Source organism: Streptomyces spiramyceticus, assembly GCF_028807635.1.
In the GTDB taxonomy this organism is placed as follows: Bacteria; Actinomycetota; Actinomycetes; order Streptomycetales; family Streptomycetaceae; genus Streptomyces; species Streptomyces spiramyceticus.
Genome location: NZ_JARBAX010000002.1, coordinates 1,717,163 through 1,735,009 on the forward strand (window position 1 = coordinate 1,717,163; position 17,847 = coordinate 1,735,009).

Genomic DNA, 17,847 nt, shown 5'->3' on the forward strand with positions numbered 1-17,847 from the left:
GCGGTCGAGGTGGGTGCAGGCCCATGAGGGGTCGTACGCCGCCGTGGGCAGCTGGGGTATGCGCTTGCGGCCGGTGCCGTGCAGTCGGTAAGGGACGTCGAAAGCGGTGTTCCAGCCGTCGAGGTCTGCGGCGAAGCGCTCTTCCGCTTCCGCTGGATCGTTCCCAGGTGCTGAGCGATCTCTGCCCAGGAGCCGCCTCGCTCCCGTTCGTAGATCACGGTTGAGGCCAGCGCGCGTTCGGCGAATTCGATGAGCTGGAACGCTTGGCTTACCCGGCCCCCGGGACCGGTGTCAGGGTCGTGGCGGGTGGCCACAAGGCCGCTCGCGCTGTCAGTGACGTCCACGGCGTGGTCGCAGAGGACCAGGCGTGCCAGCGCCTGGCGGGAGAAGCGGGCACGGTCGGCGTCGTAAAGGGGTTGTCTCAGTCACGCGCGCAGCCTCGCAGGGATGTGTCCGTATCGAGTACTCGATTTCGCCGGGACCGTTCCCCGCTTGACGGCTTGGCTGCATGAGGTGTCTTTCCCCGCGGCAGTCGCGGGGAAATGAGGACTGGGTCGGTGGTGCCGGGGGTGGGCGGTGGAGGCCGTACGGCGTACCCGGGTCGCGGACCGATGGACGGCGTCGTAGACAGAAGTCATGAGCGAGGAGAAGACGTCGTGGCATCCGGGCGAGATCGTGCCCGCCAGCGGGATCTACGAGTGTGACTGCGGGGAAGCCCATCACTGGAGTACGGACGTGAAGGGGCACCGCTTCCCGCCGCTGCCGTCCGGCTGTACGGGCGACTCGTGGTCGGTGAAGACCGAAGCGCACCCGGACGCCTGAGAGGGCAGAAGGACTGACGGAGGGGAGCTCTAGTGGTGCTGCGTCCGGTGCTGGAGCCGCTTCCCGCCCGGGCCCATGAGAAGGTGCGTGTCTCACCTTGGTGTGGTTTATGGAGGGCTCGCTTGCAGGGCGCGGCGCTGAGGCTCTGGGGGCCAGGCCGGTTGCGACCCTTCCCCTTGATCGTGCAACGCGCCCGCGTCGCGGTGCCGACTCTAGAAGGTCCCACTGACACCGCCCGCCCGTACGCGCGCTGCATACCGCCCGGAGTGCCTGTCAGGATCTCGCCTCGTGCCTCGTGCCTCGTGCCTCGTGCCCCGTGCCCGTGGCGCCCGGTTCATCATGGTTGAGCCCCCGCTGACCAGCTGGCCAAGCTCACCGCGGACGAGACCCACCGTCTGGACCGCGCCGTCGTCGCCATCAGCGAGCTGGCAATCTCACCCCGCCCGCGGGAGTCACCCGTCCGCTGTACCTTGTTCGATGTGGCGGGACGTCAGATGGGCTTCAGCTGCGTGCGCAAGAGACAGAACTCGTTGCCCTCGGGGTCGGCCAGGACATGCCAGCTTTCTTCTCCGGTCTGGCCGATGTCGACAGGCACGGCGCCCAGTGCGAGCAACCTGGCCAGCTCGGCGTCCTGGTCGCGGTCGGTGGCGTTGACATCGATGTGCAGCGGGAGCTTCCCGAGCCGGGGGTTGCGGCCCGCATTGAAGACGAGGGTTGGCTGTGCGCCGCCGAGTCCGACGCCGGGCGGGCCGATTTCGATGCTGCCGTCACCTTCTCGAGCCAGCTCGACGTAGCCGAGGACATCGCACCAAAATGCGGCCAGTCGGCCAGGGTCTTCCGCGTCGATGACGAGTTCGCTGATTCGGCATGCCATGCAGCGAGGATAGGTGCGCCGGCCCGGCATCGGCCCCATCCGAGCGGCACGATCCCTTGCTACCCGTCCAATGACCCGGACGAAGCTACCTTGCCCACGAGCAACTCCACCGCCCGACGGGGTTGCTCGGACCGGACTACGGCCACCGTCCACAAAGCGGGCTGACCTCCGATCGGCGCAGCCCGAGCAGTCGGTCCATACAGGAGGGTCCTCGCCGCGGTCCCTCAGCCGACACCTAATCGCCGCCCGCGCCAGGGATGATCAGGGCCGGCCGGGTGCAGGTGCCGCCCCGCCGTCCGCGCTCAGCGCCCCGATTGGCCCCAGGGCAGGGCGGGGATTGCGAGGTGGTCCGGCTCAGGGAGTGGAGAGGATCGACCGTGGTGCCGTTGCGCAGGGCGTCGTTTTCGAGAGCCAGTTGCCGGATGGCCTCTTCGTACAGGGCGAGGGTGCGGCGCAGGTCGGTGTTTTCCTGCCGCAGCCGTTTGAGGTTCGCCTCTCTTCTTTCGTCGGGCTCTGGCCGGTCCGTCGGTGCCGTGGCCTCGGTGGGCTGGGGGATGCGGGGCCGGAAGTGGGAGTCGATCAGGTCGGCGTAGTGGCGGTGGAAGATGGCGTGCGGGATGGCGAGGCGCCGCTCGACGGCGGTGTCGGTCGGGCGCCGTCAGCTGGCGGCCGCTTCGTCGAGGATGGCGTCCGATGGCGTCGATGGCGGCCTTGACGGTGTTGGCGTCGGGCAGGGCACGCTTCATTCGGTGGACTCCGGGGCGTGACAGGTAAGGAACGCGCCCATGGCACGGTGCTGTTCTTCGAGGCGGTGGCGGATGTAGGGGGCGTGGCGGACGAACTCGGCGAGGCGGGCTTCGGCCTCGGCCGGGCCGGTCAGGGCCGGGCGGCCGTCGTCGGAGCCCATCTCGGTGAGCAGCTGGCCGCGGGCGATGAACACCGTACTTCGGGCCAGCCCCGGCCTCCCGCCGGCGGGCACCCTCGCGACGTTCGTGCCGTCCGGACTCGCACCGCGCCTCCCACCGCGGCCCCGAGTTCGGCGGCCAACTCACCCAGGTGTTGGTCCGAGATGCCGCAGAAGGCAGGTTGGACATGGCCGCACGGGCCTGACTGGTCATCACAACCCAGACAACTCGCTCGACCTCCGCCATGTCCTCACCCGTGACGAAGATCATCAATCGCAGGTCAGCACGTCAGGATCCGCCGCATTCGCTGTTGTCGCCGCCGGACCGGCACAGCGCGCCCGGGTTGATGGACGGGGAGGTCGGGGCGGGCTGTGGGTGTGCTTTGCGGTCTGCGTCGTCTATTCCGATGGCGGCCACCAGTACCAGGACTAGGCCAGCAAGGGCTTGGACGCCGATGCTGATGATTGCGCGGGCCGTGAACAAAGGGAACGCGGAGACCAGGACGATGCCGCCGACCACGGCCACGTAGGCGAAGGGGCGGGTGAGGGAGACGGACGAGTTGTCGGCTGCGGGGTCGAACATCTTGTATCCAGCCGCGTCGAGTCCGAAAAGGAACGCGATGAGGGGGGCGATGACGTCGATCACGAGGAGGCCGATTGCGAGTGCGATGTCTGCGGCCGGGTGCAACCACCTGCGCCGTTGCGGCAGCAGAGGATTGTTGGCCCCTGTATAGCGGGGGTGGCGAGTTGGCCACGGAGGGGTATTGGGGGGAGGCAGCGTGGTCATCGGTCCAGCGTCCCTCAGAAGCGGACCGGGGTCCTGAGTAGAAGTACTCAGGACCCCGGCGGGTGGTCAGTGCAGGAGCGGCGAACCGGTCAGCTTCCACGCCTGGGCGCCCTTGCCCGCCGCCCTCGGTGTCGTAGATGACGGTGGCGTGACGAGTACCACAGGCCCTTGTTGAGCGTGGCGGACGGAGCCGTGCACGTCCGCACGACGACCTTCAGAATCACACACCAGCCAAACCCCAGGCCAGCACCCCCATCCATCGCGGGTCAGCCCGTTAGCCGCTGAGTCGCGGCGGGTGGTGGAGGATGGGACGGATCTTCCCTCCTCATCATCGATCCGTCTTCCGCCTCGTCAGGCGGCGCCCTTCTTACTCAGGAACCGGCGGAGCTTCGTCAGCGGCCACGTGTTGATGACGTCGTCCGTCGTCAGCCAGCCGCGCTGCGCCGTCGCCACCCCGTAGCGCATGTACGGCAGATGTGTGATGGCGTGCGCGTCGGAGTTCACGGCGAACTTCACGCCGTACCGTTTCGCGCGCAGGATGTCCTCGTCGCACAGGTCGAGCCGCTCGGGATGCGCGTTGATCTCCAGAGCGGTGCCCGCTCGTGCGCAGGCTTTGAAGACCGCGTCGAAGTCGGCATCGATGCCTGGGCGTTTGCCGATCCTGCGGGTCGTGGGGTGGCCGATGACGGCGACGTGCGGGTTCTCGCAGGCGCGGATGAGACGGCGGGTGAGTTCGCGCCTGCTCTGATTGAAGTGGGAGTGGACCGAGGCCACACAGATGTCGAAATCCGCGAGGAACTCGTTGGGCCAGTCCAGGGTGCCGTCCGGGCCGATGTTGAGTTCCGTGCCGTGCAGCAGCCGCATCTTGTGGTGCGCGCCGTCGAGTGCGCGTACTCGCTCGCGCTGGGCGAGGATCTTCTCACTGGTCATGCGCTGCATGTACAGGTTCGGGGCGTGGTCCGTGACGGCGTAGTACGCATAACCGCGGGCGGCAGCGGCGGCGATCATGTCCTCCAGCGGGGCCAGCCCGTCGGTGAAGTCGGTGTGGGTGTGCAGATCGCCGCGGATGTCGTGCTCCGTCAGGAGGTCGGGGAGTTCGCCGCGCAGCCCGGCCGCGATCTCACCGCGGTCCTCGCGCAGCGTCGGCGGTATCCAGGGCAGTCCGAGCCGGGCGTAGATCGCCTCCTCCGTCTCGGAGGTGATGCTCTCGCCGCTTTCAGCGTCGTAGAGCCCGTATTCTGACAGTTTGAGGCCTTGGCGCGCGGCAAGTTCGCGCGTGCGGATGTTGTGCGCCTTGGAACCGGTGAAGTACTGCAGTCCCGCTCCCCAGGAGGCCGGGGGGAGGACCCGTAGGTCCACCTGGAGGCCCGTGGTGGTCCGTACGGAGGTCTTCTTCTCCCCGTGTGCGATGGCCTCGGCAGTTTGCGGAAGGGTGGTGAGGGCATCCATGAAGGGGGCCGACCGGCGTGCCGCCACCAGGATGTCGACATCGCCGATGGTCTCCTTCATACGGCGCAGGGAGCCCGCGTAGGTGCACCGGACGCAGCCGCGGATGTCCGACAGCTCGGCGATGAGCTGTTCGGCGATGTCCATGGCAGCGCTGACGAGGATCCGGCCCTCACCGGCCTTCTGCAGCACGGAGATGCCGTGCAGAAGGTTGTCCTCGGTCCGCTCTCCGAAGCCCTTCAGATCGCGGAGCCGTTCCTGGTGGATGGCGTCGAGCAGCTGGTCTACGGAGCTGATGCCTCGCTCCTCGTAAAGGATCATGGCCTTGCGGGGGCCGAGCCCCGGAATCGTGATCAGCTCGCGCACTCCTGCCGGTACGGACGCTCTGGCCTTGTCGACGACGGACATGCGGCCGGTCCGCAGGTACTCCAGGATCTTGTCGGCGACCGATTTGCCGACGTTCGGGATCTCGCACAGCCCCTTGGCGTCGAGTTTCGAGACATCCTGTGGGTAGCCCCCGACGGCACGGGCGGCCTTTTCGTAGGCGCGCGCCTTGAAGGCCTCCCCGCCCCGGATCGCGATGAGGTCGGCGTATTCCTGGAGCAGCGCCTCGACCTGGTCGTTGGCTCTGGCCATACCTCCAGAGTGCCCCCGCCCACCCCCGGCAGGCACGCCGGGCGCCCGGGTCGCGGGCCTGGCATGACCGGCGACCGACGAGGGTGATTCCGGCGGTGATGGCGTCCAGGTCTCGGCGGAGGAGCCAGCCCTCCTGCCCGCCCGGACCACCACCCGGCCCCACCCGCCCGTGCCGCGTCCGGGCGCCCCGGGATGCTCGCGGGGTGTGAATGGGCGGCTGTGTCTCAGTTCGTTGTGTCTGCGGGCTGCACTTCGGGTCATGCCCCCTGTGGTGGTGTAGCCGTGCCGAATTGGTCTGCCGTGTGTGGTGAGTTCCGATTGGGGCTCAGTGGCGGTGTAGAGCTCGTCCGCGCTGCCCTCGGGGAGACAGCTGCGGGGGAAGGCGATCCGTTCGTTGTGCATCTCGCAGAGCGCGGCGGTAGTCGGCCGCTCGATGCGGGCGGGTTGGGGAGGACCTGGACGGCATCGGTGCGACGGCGCCTCCGGCTCCTCCTGACCACCGGCCCTGGGAACGGAAAAGGCCGGCTCGACGCCGTTGGAGCCGAGCCGGCCTTTCCGGTGGTGCATCCCCCTCGGGGGCGGGCATTCCGCTCGACGGGGCTGGTCAGGGCTATGTCCTATGTGGTGAGGCGGACGAGGCGCTTGTAGCCGCGGAGGGCTACGGCGAGGCTGAGGAAGCTGGACACCTGCCACGTCAGGGCATGATCTCCAGCGTTGGGTCGGCCTGCGCCGGAGCTAGGCCGGCAGAGGTGGGGGGCGGCGTAGCATCGAATGAGAGGCAGCGCACCACCATAAGGAGGTGTCGTTCATGCCCGAGGCTCGTGGAATCGGGCACGTCGCCCTGACCGTGAGCGACGTGAAGCGCAGCGCGGAGTTCTACAACCGGCTGTTGGATACGCAGACGGTTCTCGATGTGGAGGACGAATACGGACCGTTCGTGGTCGACGCCTCCCCGTCGTTCGTCCTCGGTTTCCGCAGGCATGAGGCGACGAGCGAAGCGGATGTGTTCGACCCGGCGCGCGTAGGGCTCGACCATTGCGGGTTCCATGTCGCCGACCGGGGGCAACTGGAGGCCTGGGAGGCCCGGCTCGACGAGCAGGGGGTGTCGCACTCCGGCATCGTAGAGGACCCGTTCGGACTCCATCTCAGCTTCAAGGATCCGGACAATATCGCCCTGGAGTTCTTCTGCCCGGCGGAACAGGGCTGACCCAGAACGGACTCGCAGGGCAATGACAGCTGGTCTCCCAACTTTCGTGCGCCAGTACGCCTAACCAGCAGTGTCCTGTCTGCCAGCGGCAGGCTCCACGGCCTGCCCCTGCGGGTGGCGTCGCCCCCCTCGCGACGCAGCACCGTCACCAGTTTCTTGAACTGGCGCGGGCTCAGCCCGGAGAACGGGACTATCCAAGACGGCTCCGACACCGTGATCACACCAGCCACATCAAGATCATTGCGCCGCGGCTGATCCCTCCAGCCTGTGAGGGCGGGGTCCGGACACGAAGGCAAGGACGACGCGGACCGCTTCGCGCAGGCTGCCGAAGTGACGATGCGCGCCGTCCACCGCCGCAGGGGCGTTGACACCCCACACCGTCATCCCGGCACGCAGCCCGGACTCCACTCCGTAAGGGGTGTCCTCGATGACCAGACAGTCCTCCGGTTTGGCACCAAGTCGCGCGGCTACCTGCAGATACGGCACCGGCGACGGCTTGCCTTCCTCCACGGCGGCCGCGGCTGACGCTTCCATGTGCCGAAGTGCCACATCAAAGGCGCGACGAAGCTGGTCGATCGGGATCTGCAGGGGTTCGCTGGCCATGGGCACCACCTTGGCGCAGCCACTCTCGCAACGAGCCGCCGGACAGTCCTAGGCGTCGGTTGGGCGGCGCGGCTCGCGCCACATCGGCCACAGCGCCGGCCCGTCCCCCGGCAGCCGCAGTTCCTCACGCACGGTGAAGCCGAAGTGCTCGTAGAAGGGGAGGTTGGACGGTTTGGAGGACTCCAGATAGGCGGGCAGGCCCGCTGCGTCAGCCTTGGCAAGCCCCGAGCGCAGCAGGGCGGCGCCGTGTCCCTGGCCCTGGGCGTCCGGGTCGGCGCCTATTACCGCCAGGTACCAGTGCGGTTCCTGAGGTGTGTGCTTGGCGGCCGTCTCGACGGTGTCCCTGAACAGCGGAGCCCGGTCGCCGAGAATGTTCTGGAGCTCCTGAATGGTCTCCGCGTCGGGAACGGCTTTGGCCTGCGCCTCCGGAGGTACCCAGAATGCGGCCGCCGCCTCGGTGTGCTCACAGACGCCGTGGTGGACGTACTGCCGGGTGAAGATCGTGGTGAAGTAGCGGCCCAGCCCTGCCTCGCGCGAGGCGTCGTTGGGGAAGAACCAGCGCATCATCGGGTCGTCGTCGAAGGCGCGTGCCAAGGTGCGGCTGATCGGTGGAGCGTCGTCGACCGTTGCCGTCTTCGAAATGTTCGGTATCGACATACGGGTCATTCTGCACCCGTTGATCTTCGATGGCGGAGCGGGGGTCCCTCCGCTCGTGGGGCCATTGAGGCGGGCCTGAAAGGGAGTTCACGCAAGGGATGCAGTGAGAAGAACCAGCTGCGGTCGTGGTGATGCGCGGCTCAGCTCTGTTCGACTGGTCGCTGACTCGACTCGTCGGACTCCGAACGGGATCGCACTGGAGGACGTTCCCGGGTCCCGCCGCCCGTGAGGATGCGGCCTGGCCGGCCCGCCTGACTCCGCGGCCCTGACCGAGCTCGCCGACCTGTCGGGGCACGTCCCGGAACGGCTCCGTCGTGGACGTACAACGGGATGATGGTCGTCGGCAGATGCGCGAGCGTGGCTGGCGAACCCTGGCTGAACACCGGTGGTGGTCATGCCGCGTAGCCGGAAAACTGAATCCCGATGCGCCCCGGCTGATCGCTGAGCTCACCATCGCCGAGTGTCGTGCCCGCAGAGCCACCTGTCCGGACGAGCTGCGGGCTAGCGACATCGGCGCGGGTGACGACGGCGCCCTGTGTCTTACCGGTCTGGGTCTTGCGATGCGTCCCTCCCGCGACGAGCACTATTGAGCCGACCGACCCAGCGCGCCGTCGGCGACGGCCGGGCGGGGGACGCCCGCAACTCCGGTGGCACGGCCGGGGCGTTGCGGGCCCTGTCCGACGGCTGAAGCGGCGCAGAAGGACCGCACGGCAGGACTGGCAAGCCGCACGCGGGATACCACTCTTGGGTGATTCGCCGTTCGTGCTGGTCGTTACCGAAACGCTTTCGCGAAACGGCGGCTTCAGCCCCATCGCATCCCGGACCCGGATCGTCGGACTCTTATCTCATCTCAGGACATCTTGCCTCTGTCTCATCCGATCTTGTTCGGTTCGCATGTCAGAGACAAAGTCAGATGAGACAGGTCAGGAGATGATCGAGCGGCCTGTGGGCGTCAGCCGCAGTATCCGGGGGGCTGCTGTCTGTTCTCGATCGATGCCCGGCAGGATCTCGTCCCGTGCGAGGGGATGGGCCTGTATATCGGCGAGGTGCTGTCGGTAAGCGCTCTCGTTTGGATACGAGGTAAAGACCGCGGCGACGTTCTCTCCGGTGCGGATGGGCAGTCTGGGGAATGTGTTTTGTGCTGTCTCGGTGGTGAGGGCGGCGAGCGGCGCGGGGTCCGTCTTGTGGAGCACGGGGAGGAGGCCGTCCCGGATCAGCGCGATGCCGTCGTGTCGCCCGGGAGGGAAGGACCACATGGTGGCGGACACGAATCGCTCCGGTGCCGGAGCGCTGACCTGGGGCCGCTCGGGCGGGGAGACAGCGAAGCCGTTCTCGTCCGACAGGGGGCGCAGCAGCAGGACGTCGTCGGAGTCGATCATGGTGGCATTGGCCTGGGGGCCGTGCTTGGCCCAGACGGGGCCGTCGTAGAAGGCTGTCAGTGCGCGGTGTCGGGCCGCCATGTCCCGGAACCCGCGCAGCCAGACGAAGCGGTCCGGGTCGTCGAGGTCTCGGAACTGGCCGAGCACGGACATCCCTGCCTCTTCCTGGGTTTCGATGAACTCCTGGTCGAACAGCTCGATGAGTTCGTCGCGTCGGCCGGGGCGCAGCGTGTACTGGCGCAGTTCGATCACGGCGGGGCGGACGACGGGATCAGTGGGCGGCACGGGAGGCTCCTGTTCAGTTCTCTTCTTCAAGCACGGGCTCCCGGCTCGTTCAGTCGGAGCCGGGCGTGGACTGACGGTAGGACGGATGTGTGCCAGGGGTTGTCAGGGTTTCCGGGGAGAATGTGCCCATGTCTGCTGGTCGACTGCTGTCGGTGCTGCTGTTGCTGCAATCCCGTGGCCGCATGCCCGCTAGAGGGATAGCCGACGAGCTGGGTGTGTCCGTGCGGACGGCATACCGTGACCTGGCGCGTCTGCAGGCCGCCGGGGTTCCGGTCTATGGGGAGCCGGGCCGCAAGGGCGGCTACCAGCTGCTCGACGGCTATCGCACCCGCCTGACCGGGATGACCCAGGGTGAGGCGCGGGCGCTGTTCTTCGCCGGGCTGCCCGGCCCCGCTGCCGACCTGGGGCTCGCGGCGGAGGTGACGGCAGCACGGCTGAAGCTGCTGGCCGCGTTGCCGGCGGAACTGCGTGAGGAAGCGGCGCGGACCGCGGCGGTGTTCCACCTGGACGCTCCGGCCTGGTACCGGGATCCCGAACAAACGCCATATCTGACCCTGTTCGTCGACTCGGTGCTCACACGGCGAGTGGTGGACGTGCGCTACCGCCGTTGGCGCGCGCCGCAAGAGGTGCATCGCCGCCTTCGCCCCTACGGCCTGGTACTCAAGTCCGGTACCTGGTATCTCGTGGCCGCTGCGGAGAGCCGGATCAGGACCTACCGGGTCACCCAAGTCCTCGACGCGGTGCTGAGCGATGAACGGTTCAATCGGCCCCAGGATTTCGACCTGGGCGCGTACTGGACCTCCTACCTCGACGATTTCCAGACACGCCGCTACACCGGCACGGCCACCATCCGCCTGTCCCCACGGGGACGCCGACGCCTGCCGGACAACCTTCCCCCGGAGATGGTGCGGGCAGTCGAGTCCGCCACGACCACCGTGGGCGACGACGGATGGGTCGAGGCGGTCATCCCGACCGAGAGCACCCAGCACGCGTGCGGTGAGCTGCTGCGGCTCGGCGGCGACGTCGAGGTCCTCGCGCCGGCGGAACTACGCCAAGCCATGGCCGACGCGGTAGGTGTACTCGCCCGGGCATACGGAATCGCCTGACCCACCAGGACGCACATCCGGCGGCCGTGGCGGCCCGATTCTCCGGCTCGGTCGAAGCACTACTCACCACGACGCAGGCAAGCGAGTTGGTGCGAACGCGTGGCGAGGGCGGCCGGCTCTCTCACCGGCAACGTCAACTGAGACAACGCCACGGAAGTGCACCTGAGAGGCAACGTCATCTGAGACGACGCTCCGACTCCGTCGCACACGGTCTTGCAGCCGCCGAGGTCACGACATCGGACACAGGCAACACCGAATGAGACGGGACAGCTCTCCCTCGGGAACGTGGCCAGCGCCTTCCGCACCGTCTCCGCCGGGATGCCACCCGGCTCGCTCAGCTGTATCGATGTCCGTAGCCAGCCCGAACGACAACGTTGCTCTCCATGACCTCAACCGGGTCCTGGGATGACGGGGGCCGTGGCGTTCGGCTGTGCGGCGCGTGCGTGCCGAGTCCGAGTCCGACTTGGCGCTCGGGCGAATGGCGTAAGCGTCACTGGGTGCTCACCGTGATCAATAATCTGACGCCTGGCGCGTGACCTCGCGTCTGTCGGACAGGGAAGGCGAGCGACCCCAGTGAAACTCCCGATGTTGCAGCGCATGGTCTGGCTCACCGCGGCGACCGCGCTGCTGACGATGCTCGGCACCGCCCCGGCCGGTGCGGCCGATGAATGGCAGAAGGTCGGCGGCGACGCCCGCAGCGGTGTCAGCGGCCTCGCGTACGAGGGCCGTACCGGAGACGGAGCCGGGGTGCACGTGCTGGTCGTGCACGACAACAAGCGGTCTGGGCGGCAGCGTCTGTCCCGGATCACCCACTGGGAGGGTTCCGACGGCATCTCCCCGATCACCTGGAACGGGCCGGAACCCGTCGACCTGGAGGCCATCGAAGCCATCCCCGGGATGCCGGGAGAGTACCTGGCGATCACCGGTCGCGGCATCGTCTACCGCCTGAAGGTCACCGGCTCCACGGCGACGGTCGTCGACTACTCGCCGCTGCCGGCGATCGGCGAGGGCGACGATTTCGAGAGCTTCGCGCTCGTCGCCCAGAACGGGAAACTCGCCGCCCTGTGGGCGGACCGGGGAGCCGGCGCGGATCGTCCCGCCACGCTGTACGCGGCGCCTCTCTCGTTCGCCCCGTGGGGGCAGCCGCAGTTCGGCGCTGTGACGCGGCGGGCCTACCGGGCGGCGTACCCGACCGACGACGGCACACGGCACATCTCCGACATCTCGGTGACCGGCTCCGGCCGGATCGTCGTGAGTTCGGCGGCGGATGCCGGTGACGACGGCCCGTTCGACTCCGCGGTGAGCGACGCGGGCCGGGTGAGCGTGTCGGCTGCCGGCCGGGTACGGGTCACGCTCGCGGCGTCCCCGACCGTGCTCGGGTCGTTCCCGCGGTACAAGATCGAGGGGGTGGAGTGTCTGCCTGGGTCCGCCGAGGCCCTCCTGGGCACTGACGACGAGAACCTCGGCGGATACGTGCGGACCATGCCGTTCTGCGCAGCCTGACCCCGGTCGCCGTACGCAACCCGGCCCCTGAACATGTGGACGCTGTTGCTTTGTACGGTGCTCGCGTGACGTGACGTCACCGGAATGAGAGTCAGTAGCCAGGACGCCGCGTAGAGCTGCACGCGACCTGGCCGTAGCTGCTGACTGTCGCCACGGTGCTCTGCGTTCGGTAGGGCGGTCCGGCGACTACGGGCGGACCGCCCCGTCTGCGCTCGTGGCTACGAGGCCCGGCCCAGCGCCAGCTCCGCCAGCTGCCATCAGACCCGCCCAGATCCTGTGCTGCGTTGTTGTGCCACCCCGCGCGCGGGGGAGCCATCTGCCGACGTCCATGTCGTGGATGGCGACGCCGGGCAGGATCTCGGCCGGCTCGGCCTCCTCGCGCAGAAGTTCGCGTACGGCGGTGTAGTGCCGCTGCCACGCGACAGGCCGGTCCGGGTTCCAGTACGGGGCGATCGCGGCCAGTGGCTGCGCCCGCTCGGTGTCCTGGCTCAGTTTGCGTGATCAGGTCATGGACGGCTGAGCTGGGCTGATCGGTTGCGATGCAGGGCTGCGTTCGGCGGGTATGCAGGGAGGCGGTTTGGCGGCCCCTGCTGTTCAGCGCGCTGGGTGGGGTGTGGGTTGGATGGCGTCGGCGTACAGGCTGAAGAGGCGGAGACGGTGGTGTGTGTCCGCGGGGGTGGCTGTCTGGTGTTCGAGGAGCCGGGTCCAGCAGCGGGCGGCGAGGTGGCGGGCGTGGGCGCCGGCCCAGGGCCGGGGGAGCAGTTGGGGTGGGAGGAGGGGGTCTGGTTCCATGGCGCGGGTGAACTGGGCGGCGAGTTCGACGGCGATGGTCAGTTGGTCGATGTCGGTCGTTTCGGTTGCGGCGTCGAGTTGGCCGAGGCGGGTCTGGGCGAGGGCGGCCAGCGCGTCGTAGCGGTTGGCGATCTCCTCCAGGGGCCAGAGTCCGGCGGCCAGTTCGGTGGGATCACGATGGTTTCCGATGCGCAGGTCGTTGCTGGTGAATGTTGTGAGGGCATCCTGGATGCCGAGGTGTTGTGCCTGGGCTTCGACGTGTTTCTCGATGGGGTTGGCGCTGACGTACAGGCCGCCTTGGACGGCGGCGGCGCCGAGTCCGAGGAGGGTGTCGCGAAGTGTGTCCCGGGCTGCTCTCGCCGATTCCGGGACGGCGAAGGCGAAGAGATGCCAGACGCCGTCCCACGGGGCCTGCCCCTGATCTTGTGCGTAGGCGTAGCGGACGTATTCCACTTCCGGTGCCAGGGACCCGGTGACGTCGGCGGTGGCATGCAACAGGGCTTTGCGGCCACGGCCTTCGTGGGTGAAGCGGCCTTCAGTGACGAGTCGTTTGATGCACAGGCGTACTTGCTGGTCGCTCATGCCGAGAGCGCCCGCGATGGTGTAGAGCTCGCCGGCGTCGACGGTGCCGTCTTCGCGGACCAGGGCGTGTACGAGCAGGCGGGTGGGGATCTCGGGGACGGTCTCGGGCATGGAGCGAGCATAGGCGCGCGGTGCGGGAGCCTGGCTGTCGCTCACGGCCGGCCGCCCGCCTGCGGGGTGACGGGGCGGTGCATGGTGGTGACGGCGCTGAATCCCATCAGGCGGCGCAGGTAAGGCGTCTGTTCGGTGTGGACCGCGGTGAAGCCGTGGCGTTCGTAGAGGGAGCGTGCGCGGGGATTGACGTCGATGACGTCCAGCCGGACCTGAGCACAGTGGTGTTCGGCGGCGATCCGGAAGACCTCGCCGAGCAGCAGGCTGCCGATGCCGCGTCCCCGGAACTGCGCAGCGACGGCGATGCCGTCCATGACCAGCTGGCCCGCGGCCGGTGTGCGTTCAAGCAGCGCCAGCAGTGCGAGTCGTGGCATCCCCCTGAGCAGGCCGTACGTATCGAGGACATCGGCCACGCCGCCGCCGGTCAGCCCTCGGCCGTGGAGCTGGTAGCCGGCCACTGCCACTACTTGATCACCGGCGAGCGCCACCACTGCCCGGTCCAGGTGCAGATGCGCCGCGATGAAGCGCTGCCCGGTGGCCGGCGGGTTGAGCGCCGCGCCCAGCTTCCGGCCGAACGCCTCCCAGTACAGCCCGGCCACCGTGTTCTCGGCCCCCTCCGGCACACCGCAGCGAACGGTCACCGGAATTGCTTCGGCATGGCTCGCGTCGCTGTTCTCCGCGTGGGTCATGTCCGCACTCCTTGGTCTTGGTCTGCTTGCGGTCACCATACTCTCTTCTCTGATACGTTCGTAATGGAAACGAGCGTTAGGAAATCAATAGATCGGGGTGGAGTGTGCGGACGAGGCAACGCAAAGGTGTCCTCAGGTGCGGGCCACGTAGGAAGCGAGCGGTTATCTGGTCCCTGGTCGGCGTGCTTCTGGCGGCCGCGGGGCTGGGTGGAGTGGTGATCTGGCAGAACACGTACGACATCCGGGAAGAGCGAGTCACGCTGAGGCACGGCAAGCAGGCACTCGACGGTGTACTGGCCACGCCGGCAGACGGCCGCGGGCCGTACGGGCTGGTCGTCTTCGTTCATGGGGACGGGCCGATCGACGCCACCCACGACAGCTTCTACCGGCCCCTGTGGGAGTCCTTCGCCGAAGCCGGGTACGCCTCACTGTCCTGGAACAAGCCGGGGGTGGACGGCTCGTCGGGCAACTGGCTGGACCAGAGCATGGACGACCGGGCCGACGAAACAATGGCGGCCATCGCCTGGGCGCGTCAGCGGCCGGACATCGACAGCCGGCGCATCGGGCTCTGGGGAGCGAGCCAGGCGGGATGGGTACTGCCCAAGGTGGCAGCCCGTGCTCCTGATCTGTGGTTCGTCATCGCCGTATCCCCGGCCGTGAACTGGCAGCAACAGGGCCGCTACAACCTCCTGGCCCAGATGCGCGAAGACGGCGCCTCCGGCGAACAGAGAGCGACGGCGTTGCGGCGAAGAAAAACCACTTTGCGACTGCTGCGCCGCGATGCCTCGTTCTCCGAATACCGCGACACTGTCGACGACCCACAAGGGATGACGGCCGACCGATGGCGGTTCATCAAGAAGAACTACACCGCCGACGCCACCGCAGACCTGCGGGCCGTCCAAGGAACACCCGTCCTGCTCGTCCTGGCCGGCCATGACGTCAACGTCGACGTGAGCGACACCGAAACCACCTACCGCAAGCTGCTTCCCCCTTCGCTCTTGCAGGTCGAGCACTATCCGGACGCCACGCACTCCCTGGTGAAGCACAACGTCGAACAGTCGCAGGTCAAGCTCACGCTGACGGCAGTCTTCGCGCCCAGGGCCCTGTTCGCGAGCGGATTTCTCGCCGGCCAGCGCCAGTTCCTCGAGCAGGCGGGCGCCGGCGCCGGCAAGGGCGGGCGGACATGACCGACACGACGACGCGACTGACGCCCGCAGGCCCACAAGGGCAGCGGATCGCTGACATCGACGCGCTGCGAGGATTCGCCCTTCTCGGCATCCTGATCGTCAACATCACCTACCTCGCCTCCGCCCACCACGGCACCGGCCTGGAAGACCCGAGCTTCGATTCACCGGCAGACCACGCGACCCGCTACCTGGTGGCGACCTTCTTCGAGGCCAAGTTCTTCCTGCTGTTCTCCTTCCTGTTCGGCTACAGCTTCACCCTCCAAGCAAGGTCGGCCGCACGCGGCGGCGCCCGCTTCTCACGCCGGTTCCTGCGCCGCCTGGCAGCGTTGTTCGCCCTCGGAGCCCTCCACGCCGTTGTTCTCTTCCCCGGAGACATCCTCACCACGTACGCCCTGCTGGGCCTGGTACTCCTCACCGCCCGAAACACCCGGCCCCGCAACGCGGTGAAGACTGCGGTCGTCCTGTTCACCGTTACCGCCACCGGCTACCTGATGCTCAGCTTCGCCCAGTACGCGGCCGGCGGTGGCGGCATGGACGCGGCCTCCGCAGCGGCCCATGCCCAGCAGGCCACGGACGCGCTGCGGGGTAGCCCGGGATCGGTGATCGGCGCGCACCTCGAACAGCTCCCGGACGTCGCGTTCCTGCTCGTCTTCTTCCAGGCCCCTGCCGCGCTGGCCGCCTTTCTGCTCGGCTTCGCCGCCGGTCGGCACGAGGTACTGGCCGATGCCACCCGGTACCAGCCGGTACTTCGACGGCTGCAACAGACCGGCTACCCCGTCGGGCTGGCCGGGGCAGTGGTCTACGCCCACGCGAGCCTGGAACACCCCGGCACCCCCTACCACCTGGCCGCCCTCGGCTTCGATGTCGTGACCGCACCGCTGCTGGCCGCCGCGTACGCGGCCACCGTGCTGCGCCTGACAGCCACCGCCCGCGGCCACCGGCTCACCGCCCTCCTGGCTCCGGCAGGCCGGATGGCCCTCACCAACTACCTCACCCAATCGCTGCTCTGCGCACTGCTCTTCACCGGATTCGGCGCCGCCCTGGTGGGCCGCGTGTCCCCACCCCTGGTGACCGGCATCGCACTGACCCTGTTCACCTGCCAACTGGTGGCCTGCAGATGGTGGCTGCACCGCCATCGCTACGGTCCAGTCGAATGGCTGCTGCGAGCGGCGACCAACGCCGCCTGGCCGCACCGGCTCTGAGTAGGCGGAGGCCTCTGAGCAAGCAGGGAAGGGGCAGCGACAGGACGGTGCCGCCGTCCGGCAACTGGAGACCGGCCCCGCCTCGGCGCCAGGCAGGCCAGGCTGGGACCTTGCCCACCTCAATTGCGGCCGTCACGCGCCGCCCGACTGCTGAAGGGCCTTCAGTTCTGGTTTTCGCAAGCTGACCAACGAATCTCTCACCTCATGCGAACGTGGTGAGCCCGGTTGCCAGGCAGGTTCCCTGCCTGGCAACCGGGGGATCCACTACCGACCGCGGGCAGTTTCGAACACCGGGAGGTTTCCTTTCGACTGGCCTACGGCCGTGGGGTGGAACGAATTTTCGACGGGCAGGGTGACGCTGTGAAGCCACGGGGCACCGGAACAGAGCTCATGTCCCGCGAAGGTGGTGTTGACGTCGCCGAAGGCGAAGCCGTGGTCGGCGGCGCGTTTGGCGGTGACGGCGTTGAGGTCGTCGGCGGCGGCGTTGAGGGCGGCGCGCTTCTTCTCGGTCATCCCCGCTGCACAGCTGCCGCTGAGCTTGTAGAGGCGTGGGTATCCCAGGACGACAACATGCGCGGCGGTGGCCCTGCCGTGGATGGCGTCGTAGACCTGGTCGAGCTTGCCGGGGAGGGTGTTGTTGACGTAAGCACGGGCCTCGTTGACGCGTTGCACGCAGGCGCTCTCGGACTGCAGGACGCAGGTCTGCATGACGTCGGCGAAGCCCGCGTCGTTGCCGCCGACAGTGATGCTCACCAATCCCGTCGAGGAGTTCAGCGCCCCCAGCTGATCGTCCAGCACATCACCCGTACGCGCACCCGAGCACGCGGCGAAGGTGAAGGGCGACGGTGAGTGCGCGGCAGCCCACAGGGCCGGATAGGCCTTGGTGCTGCGCTTGCAGGCGCCACTGGTGCTGTCGTAACTTCCGGCCCCAACACCCGAGGAGTAGGAGTCGCCGAGGGCTACGTAGCCAGTCGTTGCCGCAGAGGCTTCGGGTGAATAGGCGGTCGCTGCGGCTGCGCCGAAGATCAGGGCGGACGCAGAGCAGAGAACTGGGGTCAGTCGCGGGTGCCTTACG

At 68.1% G+C, this 17,847-nt stretch carries 17 protein-coding genes and 2 pseudogenes; 8 read left to right on the plus strand and 11 right to left on the minus strand.

Annotated elements, in window-relative coordinates; translation table 11 throughout:
• Window positions 1-636: 636 nt before the first annotated feature.
• Window positions 637-822, plus strand: coding sequence for a hypothetical protein (locus PXH83_RS31270; protein ID WP_274564915.1), 186 nt, complete (start codon window positions 637-639; stop codon window positions 820-822).
• A 490-nt stretch (window positions 823-1,312) separates the two neighbouring features.
• Here PXH83_RS31270 and PXH83_RS31275 read toward each other — a convergent pair whose 3' ends face one another.
• On the minus strand, window positions 1,313-1,696 hold the full coding sequence (locus PXH83_RS31275; RefSeq protein ID WP_274564917.1) for a VOC family protein: 384 nt from the start codon (window positions 1,694-1,696) through the stop codon (window positions 1,313-1,315).
• 361 nt (window positions 1,697-2,057) lie between these two features.
• Here PXH83_RS31275 and PXH83_RS31280 point away from each other — a divergent pair, with 361 nt between their 5' ends.
• Window positions 2,058-2,411, plus strand: a complete 354-nt coding sequence (locus PXH83_RS31280) for a hypothetical protein (RefSeq protein ID WP_274564919.1) — start codon at window positions 2,058-2,060, stop codon at window positions 2,409-2,411.
• Window positions 2,412-2,438: 27 nt separating this feature from the next.
• Here PXH83_RS31280 and PXH83_RS31285 read toward each other — a convergent pair whose 3' ends face one another.
• The 3 genes from PXH83_RS31285 to polX form a co-directional block, all read right to left on the minus strand.
• Complete coding sequence (locus PXH83_RS31285) at window positions 2,439-2,675, minus strand: hypothetical protein (protein WP_274564921.1); 237 nt, start codon at window positions 2,673-2,675, stop codon at window positions 2,439-2,441.
• Between the two features lie 214 nt (window positions 2,676-2,889).
• Window positions 2,890-3,288 carry a DUF6234 family protein gene (locus tag PXH83_RS31290; RefSeq protein ID WP_274564922.1) on the minus strand — a complete coding sequence of 133 codons (399 nt, stop codon included), beginning with the start codon at window positions 3,286-3,288 and terminating at the stop codon, window positions 2,890-2,892.
• A gap of 450 nt (window positions 3,289-3,738) precedes the next feature.
• Window positions 3,739-5,469, minus strand: a complete 1,731-nt coding sequence (polX, locus tag PXH83_RS31295; protein WP_274564923.1) for a DNA polymerase/3'-5' exonuclease PolX — start codon at window positions 5,467-5,469, stop codon at window positions 3,739-3,741.
• An 808-nt stretch (window positions 5,470-6,277) separates the two neighbouring features.
• On the opposite strand from polX, the gene PXH83_RS31300 reads away from it, so the two are divergent.
• Window positions 6,278-6,676, plus strand: coding sequence for a VOC family protein (locus PXH83_RS31300; RefSeq protein WP_274564925.1), 399 nt, complete (start codon window positions 6,278-6,280; stop codon window positions 6,674-6,676).
• Here PXH83_RS31300 and PXH83_RS31305 read toward each other — a convergent pair.
• From PXH83_RS31305 to PXH83_RS31320, 4 genes and pseudogenes are all read right to left on the minus strand, one after another.
• Window positions 6,647-6,906, minus strand: a pseudogene (locus tag PXH83_RS31305) (IS5/IS1182 family transposase); the annotation flags it as partial. The gene PXH83_RS31300 and the pseudogene PXH83_RS31305 sit on opposite strands and share 30 nt — an antisense overlap.
• Window positions 6,907-6,913: 7 nt before the next feature.
• A pseudogene (locus PXH83_RS31310) lies at window positions 6,914-7,195 on the minus strand (HAD family hydrolase); the annotation flags it as partial.
• 132 nt (window positions 7,196-7,327) lie between these two features.
• Entirely contained in the window at window positions 7,328-7,945 is a 618-nt protein-coding gene (locus PXH83_RS31315) for a GNAT family N-acetyltransferase (RefSeq protein ID WP_274564927.1), read from the minus strand.
• A 914-nt stretch (window positions 7,946-8,859) separates the two neighbouring features.
• Window positions 8,860-9,600: an NIPSNAP family protein gene (locus tag PXH83_RS31320; RefSeq protein ID WP_274564928.1), complete on the minus strand. Its 741-nt coding sequence runs from the start codon at window positions 9,598-9,600 to the stop codon at window positions 8,860-8,862.
• A 128-nt stretch (window positions 9,601-9,728) separates the two neighbouring features.
• Here PXH83_RS31320 and PXH83_RS31325 point away from each other — a divergent pair, with 128 nt between their 5' ends.
• The 3 genes from PXH83_RS31325 (at window position 9,729) to PXH83_RS31335 (ending at window position 12,710) form a co-directional block, all read left to right on the plus strand.
• Entirely contained in the window at window positions 9,729-10,706 is a 978-nt protein-coding gene (locus tag PXH83_RS31325; protein ID WP_274564929.1) for a helix-turn-helix transcriptional regulator, read from the plus strand.
• A 597-nt stretch (window positions 10,707-11,303) separates the two neighbouring features.
• The gene (locus PXH83_RS31330; protein WP_274564930.1) at window positions 11,304-12,209 is read left to right on the plus strand and encodes a hypothetical protein; all 906 of its coding nucleotides are present in this window, start codon (window positions 11,304-11,306) and stop codon (window positions 12,207-12,209) included.
• 333 nt (window positions 12,210-12,542) lie between these two features.
• Window positions 12,543-12,710 carry a hypothetical protein gene (locus PXH83_RS31335; protein WP_274564931.1) on the plus strand — a complete coding sequence of 56 codons (168 nt, stop codon included), beginning with the start codon at window positions 12,543-12,545 and terminating at the stop codon, window positions 12,708-12,710.
• A 93-nt stretch (window positions 12,711-12,803) separates the two neighbouring features.
• Here PXH83_RS31335 and PXH83_RS31340 read toward each other — a convergent pair whose 3' ends face one another.
• Together PXH83_RS31340 and PXH83_RS31345 are read right to left on the minus strand one after the other, a co-directional pair.
• Window positions 12,804-13,694, minus strand: coding sequence for a PaaX family transcriptional regulator C-terminal domain-containing protein (locus PXH83_RS31340; protein ID WP_274564933.1), 891 nt, complete (start codon window positions 13,692-13,694; stop codon window positions 12,804-12,806).
• A gap of 41 nt (window positions 13,695-13,735) precedes the next feature.
• Complete coding sequence (locus PXH83_RS31345; protein ID WP_274564934.1) at window positions 13,736-14,383, minus strand: GNAT family N-acetyltransferase; 648 nt, start codon at window positions 14,381-14,383, stop codon at window positions 13,736-13,738.
• 182 nt (window positions 14,384-14,565) lie between these two features.
• Here PXH83_RS31345 and PXH83_RS31350 point away from each other — a divergent pair, with 182 nt between their 5' ends.
• Window positions 14,566-15,570 (plus strand): alpha/beta hydrolase family protein, encoded by a 1,005-nt coding sequence (locus PXH83_RS31350; protein WP_274564935.1) that lies wholly within the window; start codon window positions 14,566-14,568, stop codon window positions 15,568-15,570.
• Complete coding sequence (locus PXH83_RS31355; protein ID WP_274564936.1) at window positions 15,567-16,772, plus strand: DUF418 domain-containing protein; 1,206 nt, start codon at window positions 15,567-15,569, stop codon at window positions 16,770-16,772. The genes PXH83_RS31350 and PXH83_RS31355 overlap by 4 nt, the downstream gene beginning before the upstream one ends.
• 264 nt (window positions 16,773-17,036) lie before the next feature.
• Here the strand turns inward: PXH83_RS31355 and PXH83_RS31360 are convergent, their stop codons facing one another.
• On the minus strand, window positions 17,037-17,831 hold the full coding sequence (locus PXH83_RS31360; RefSeq protein WP_420803292.1) for an SGNH/GDSL hydrolase family protein: 795 nt from the start codon (window positions 17,829-17,831) through the stop codon (window positions 17,037-17,039).
• Window positions 17,832-17,847 lie beyond the last annotated feature (16 nt).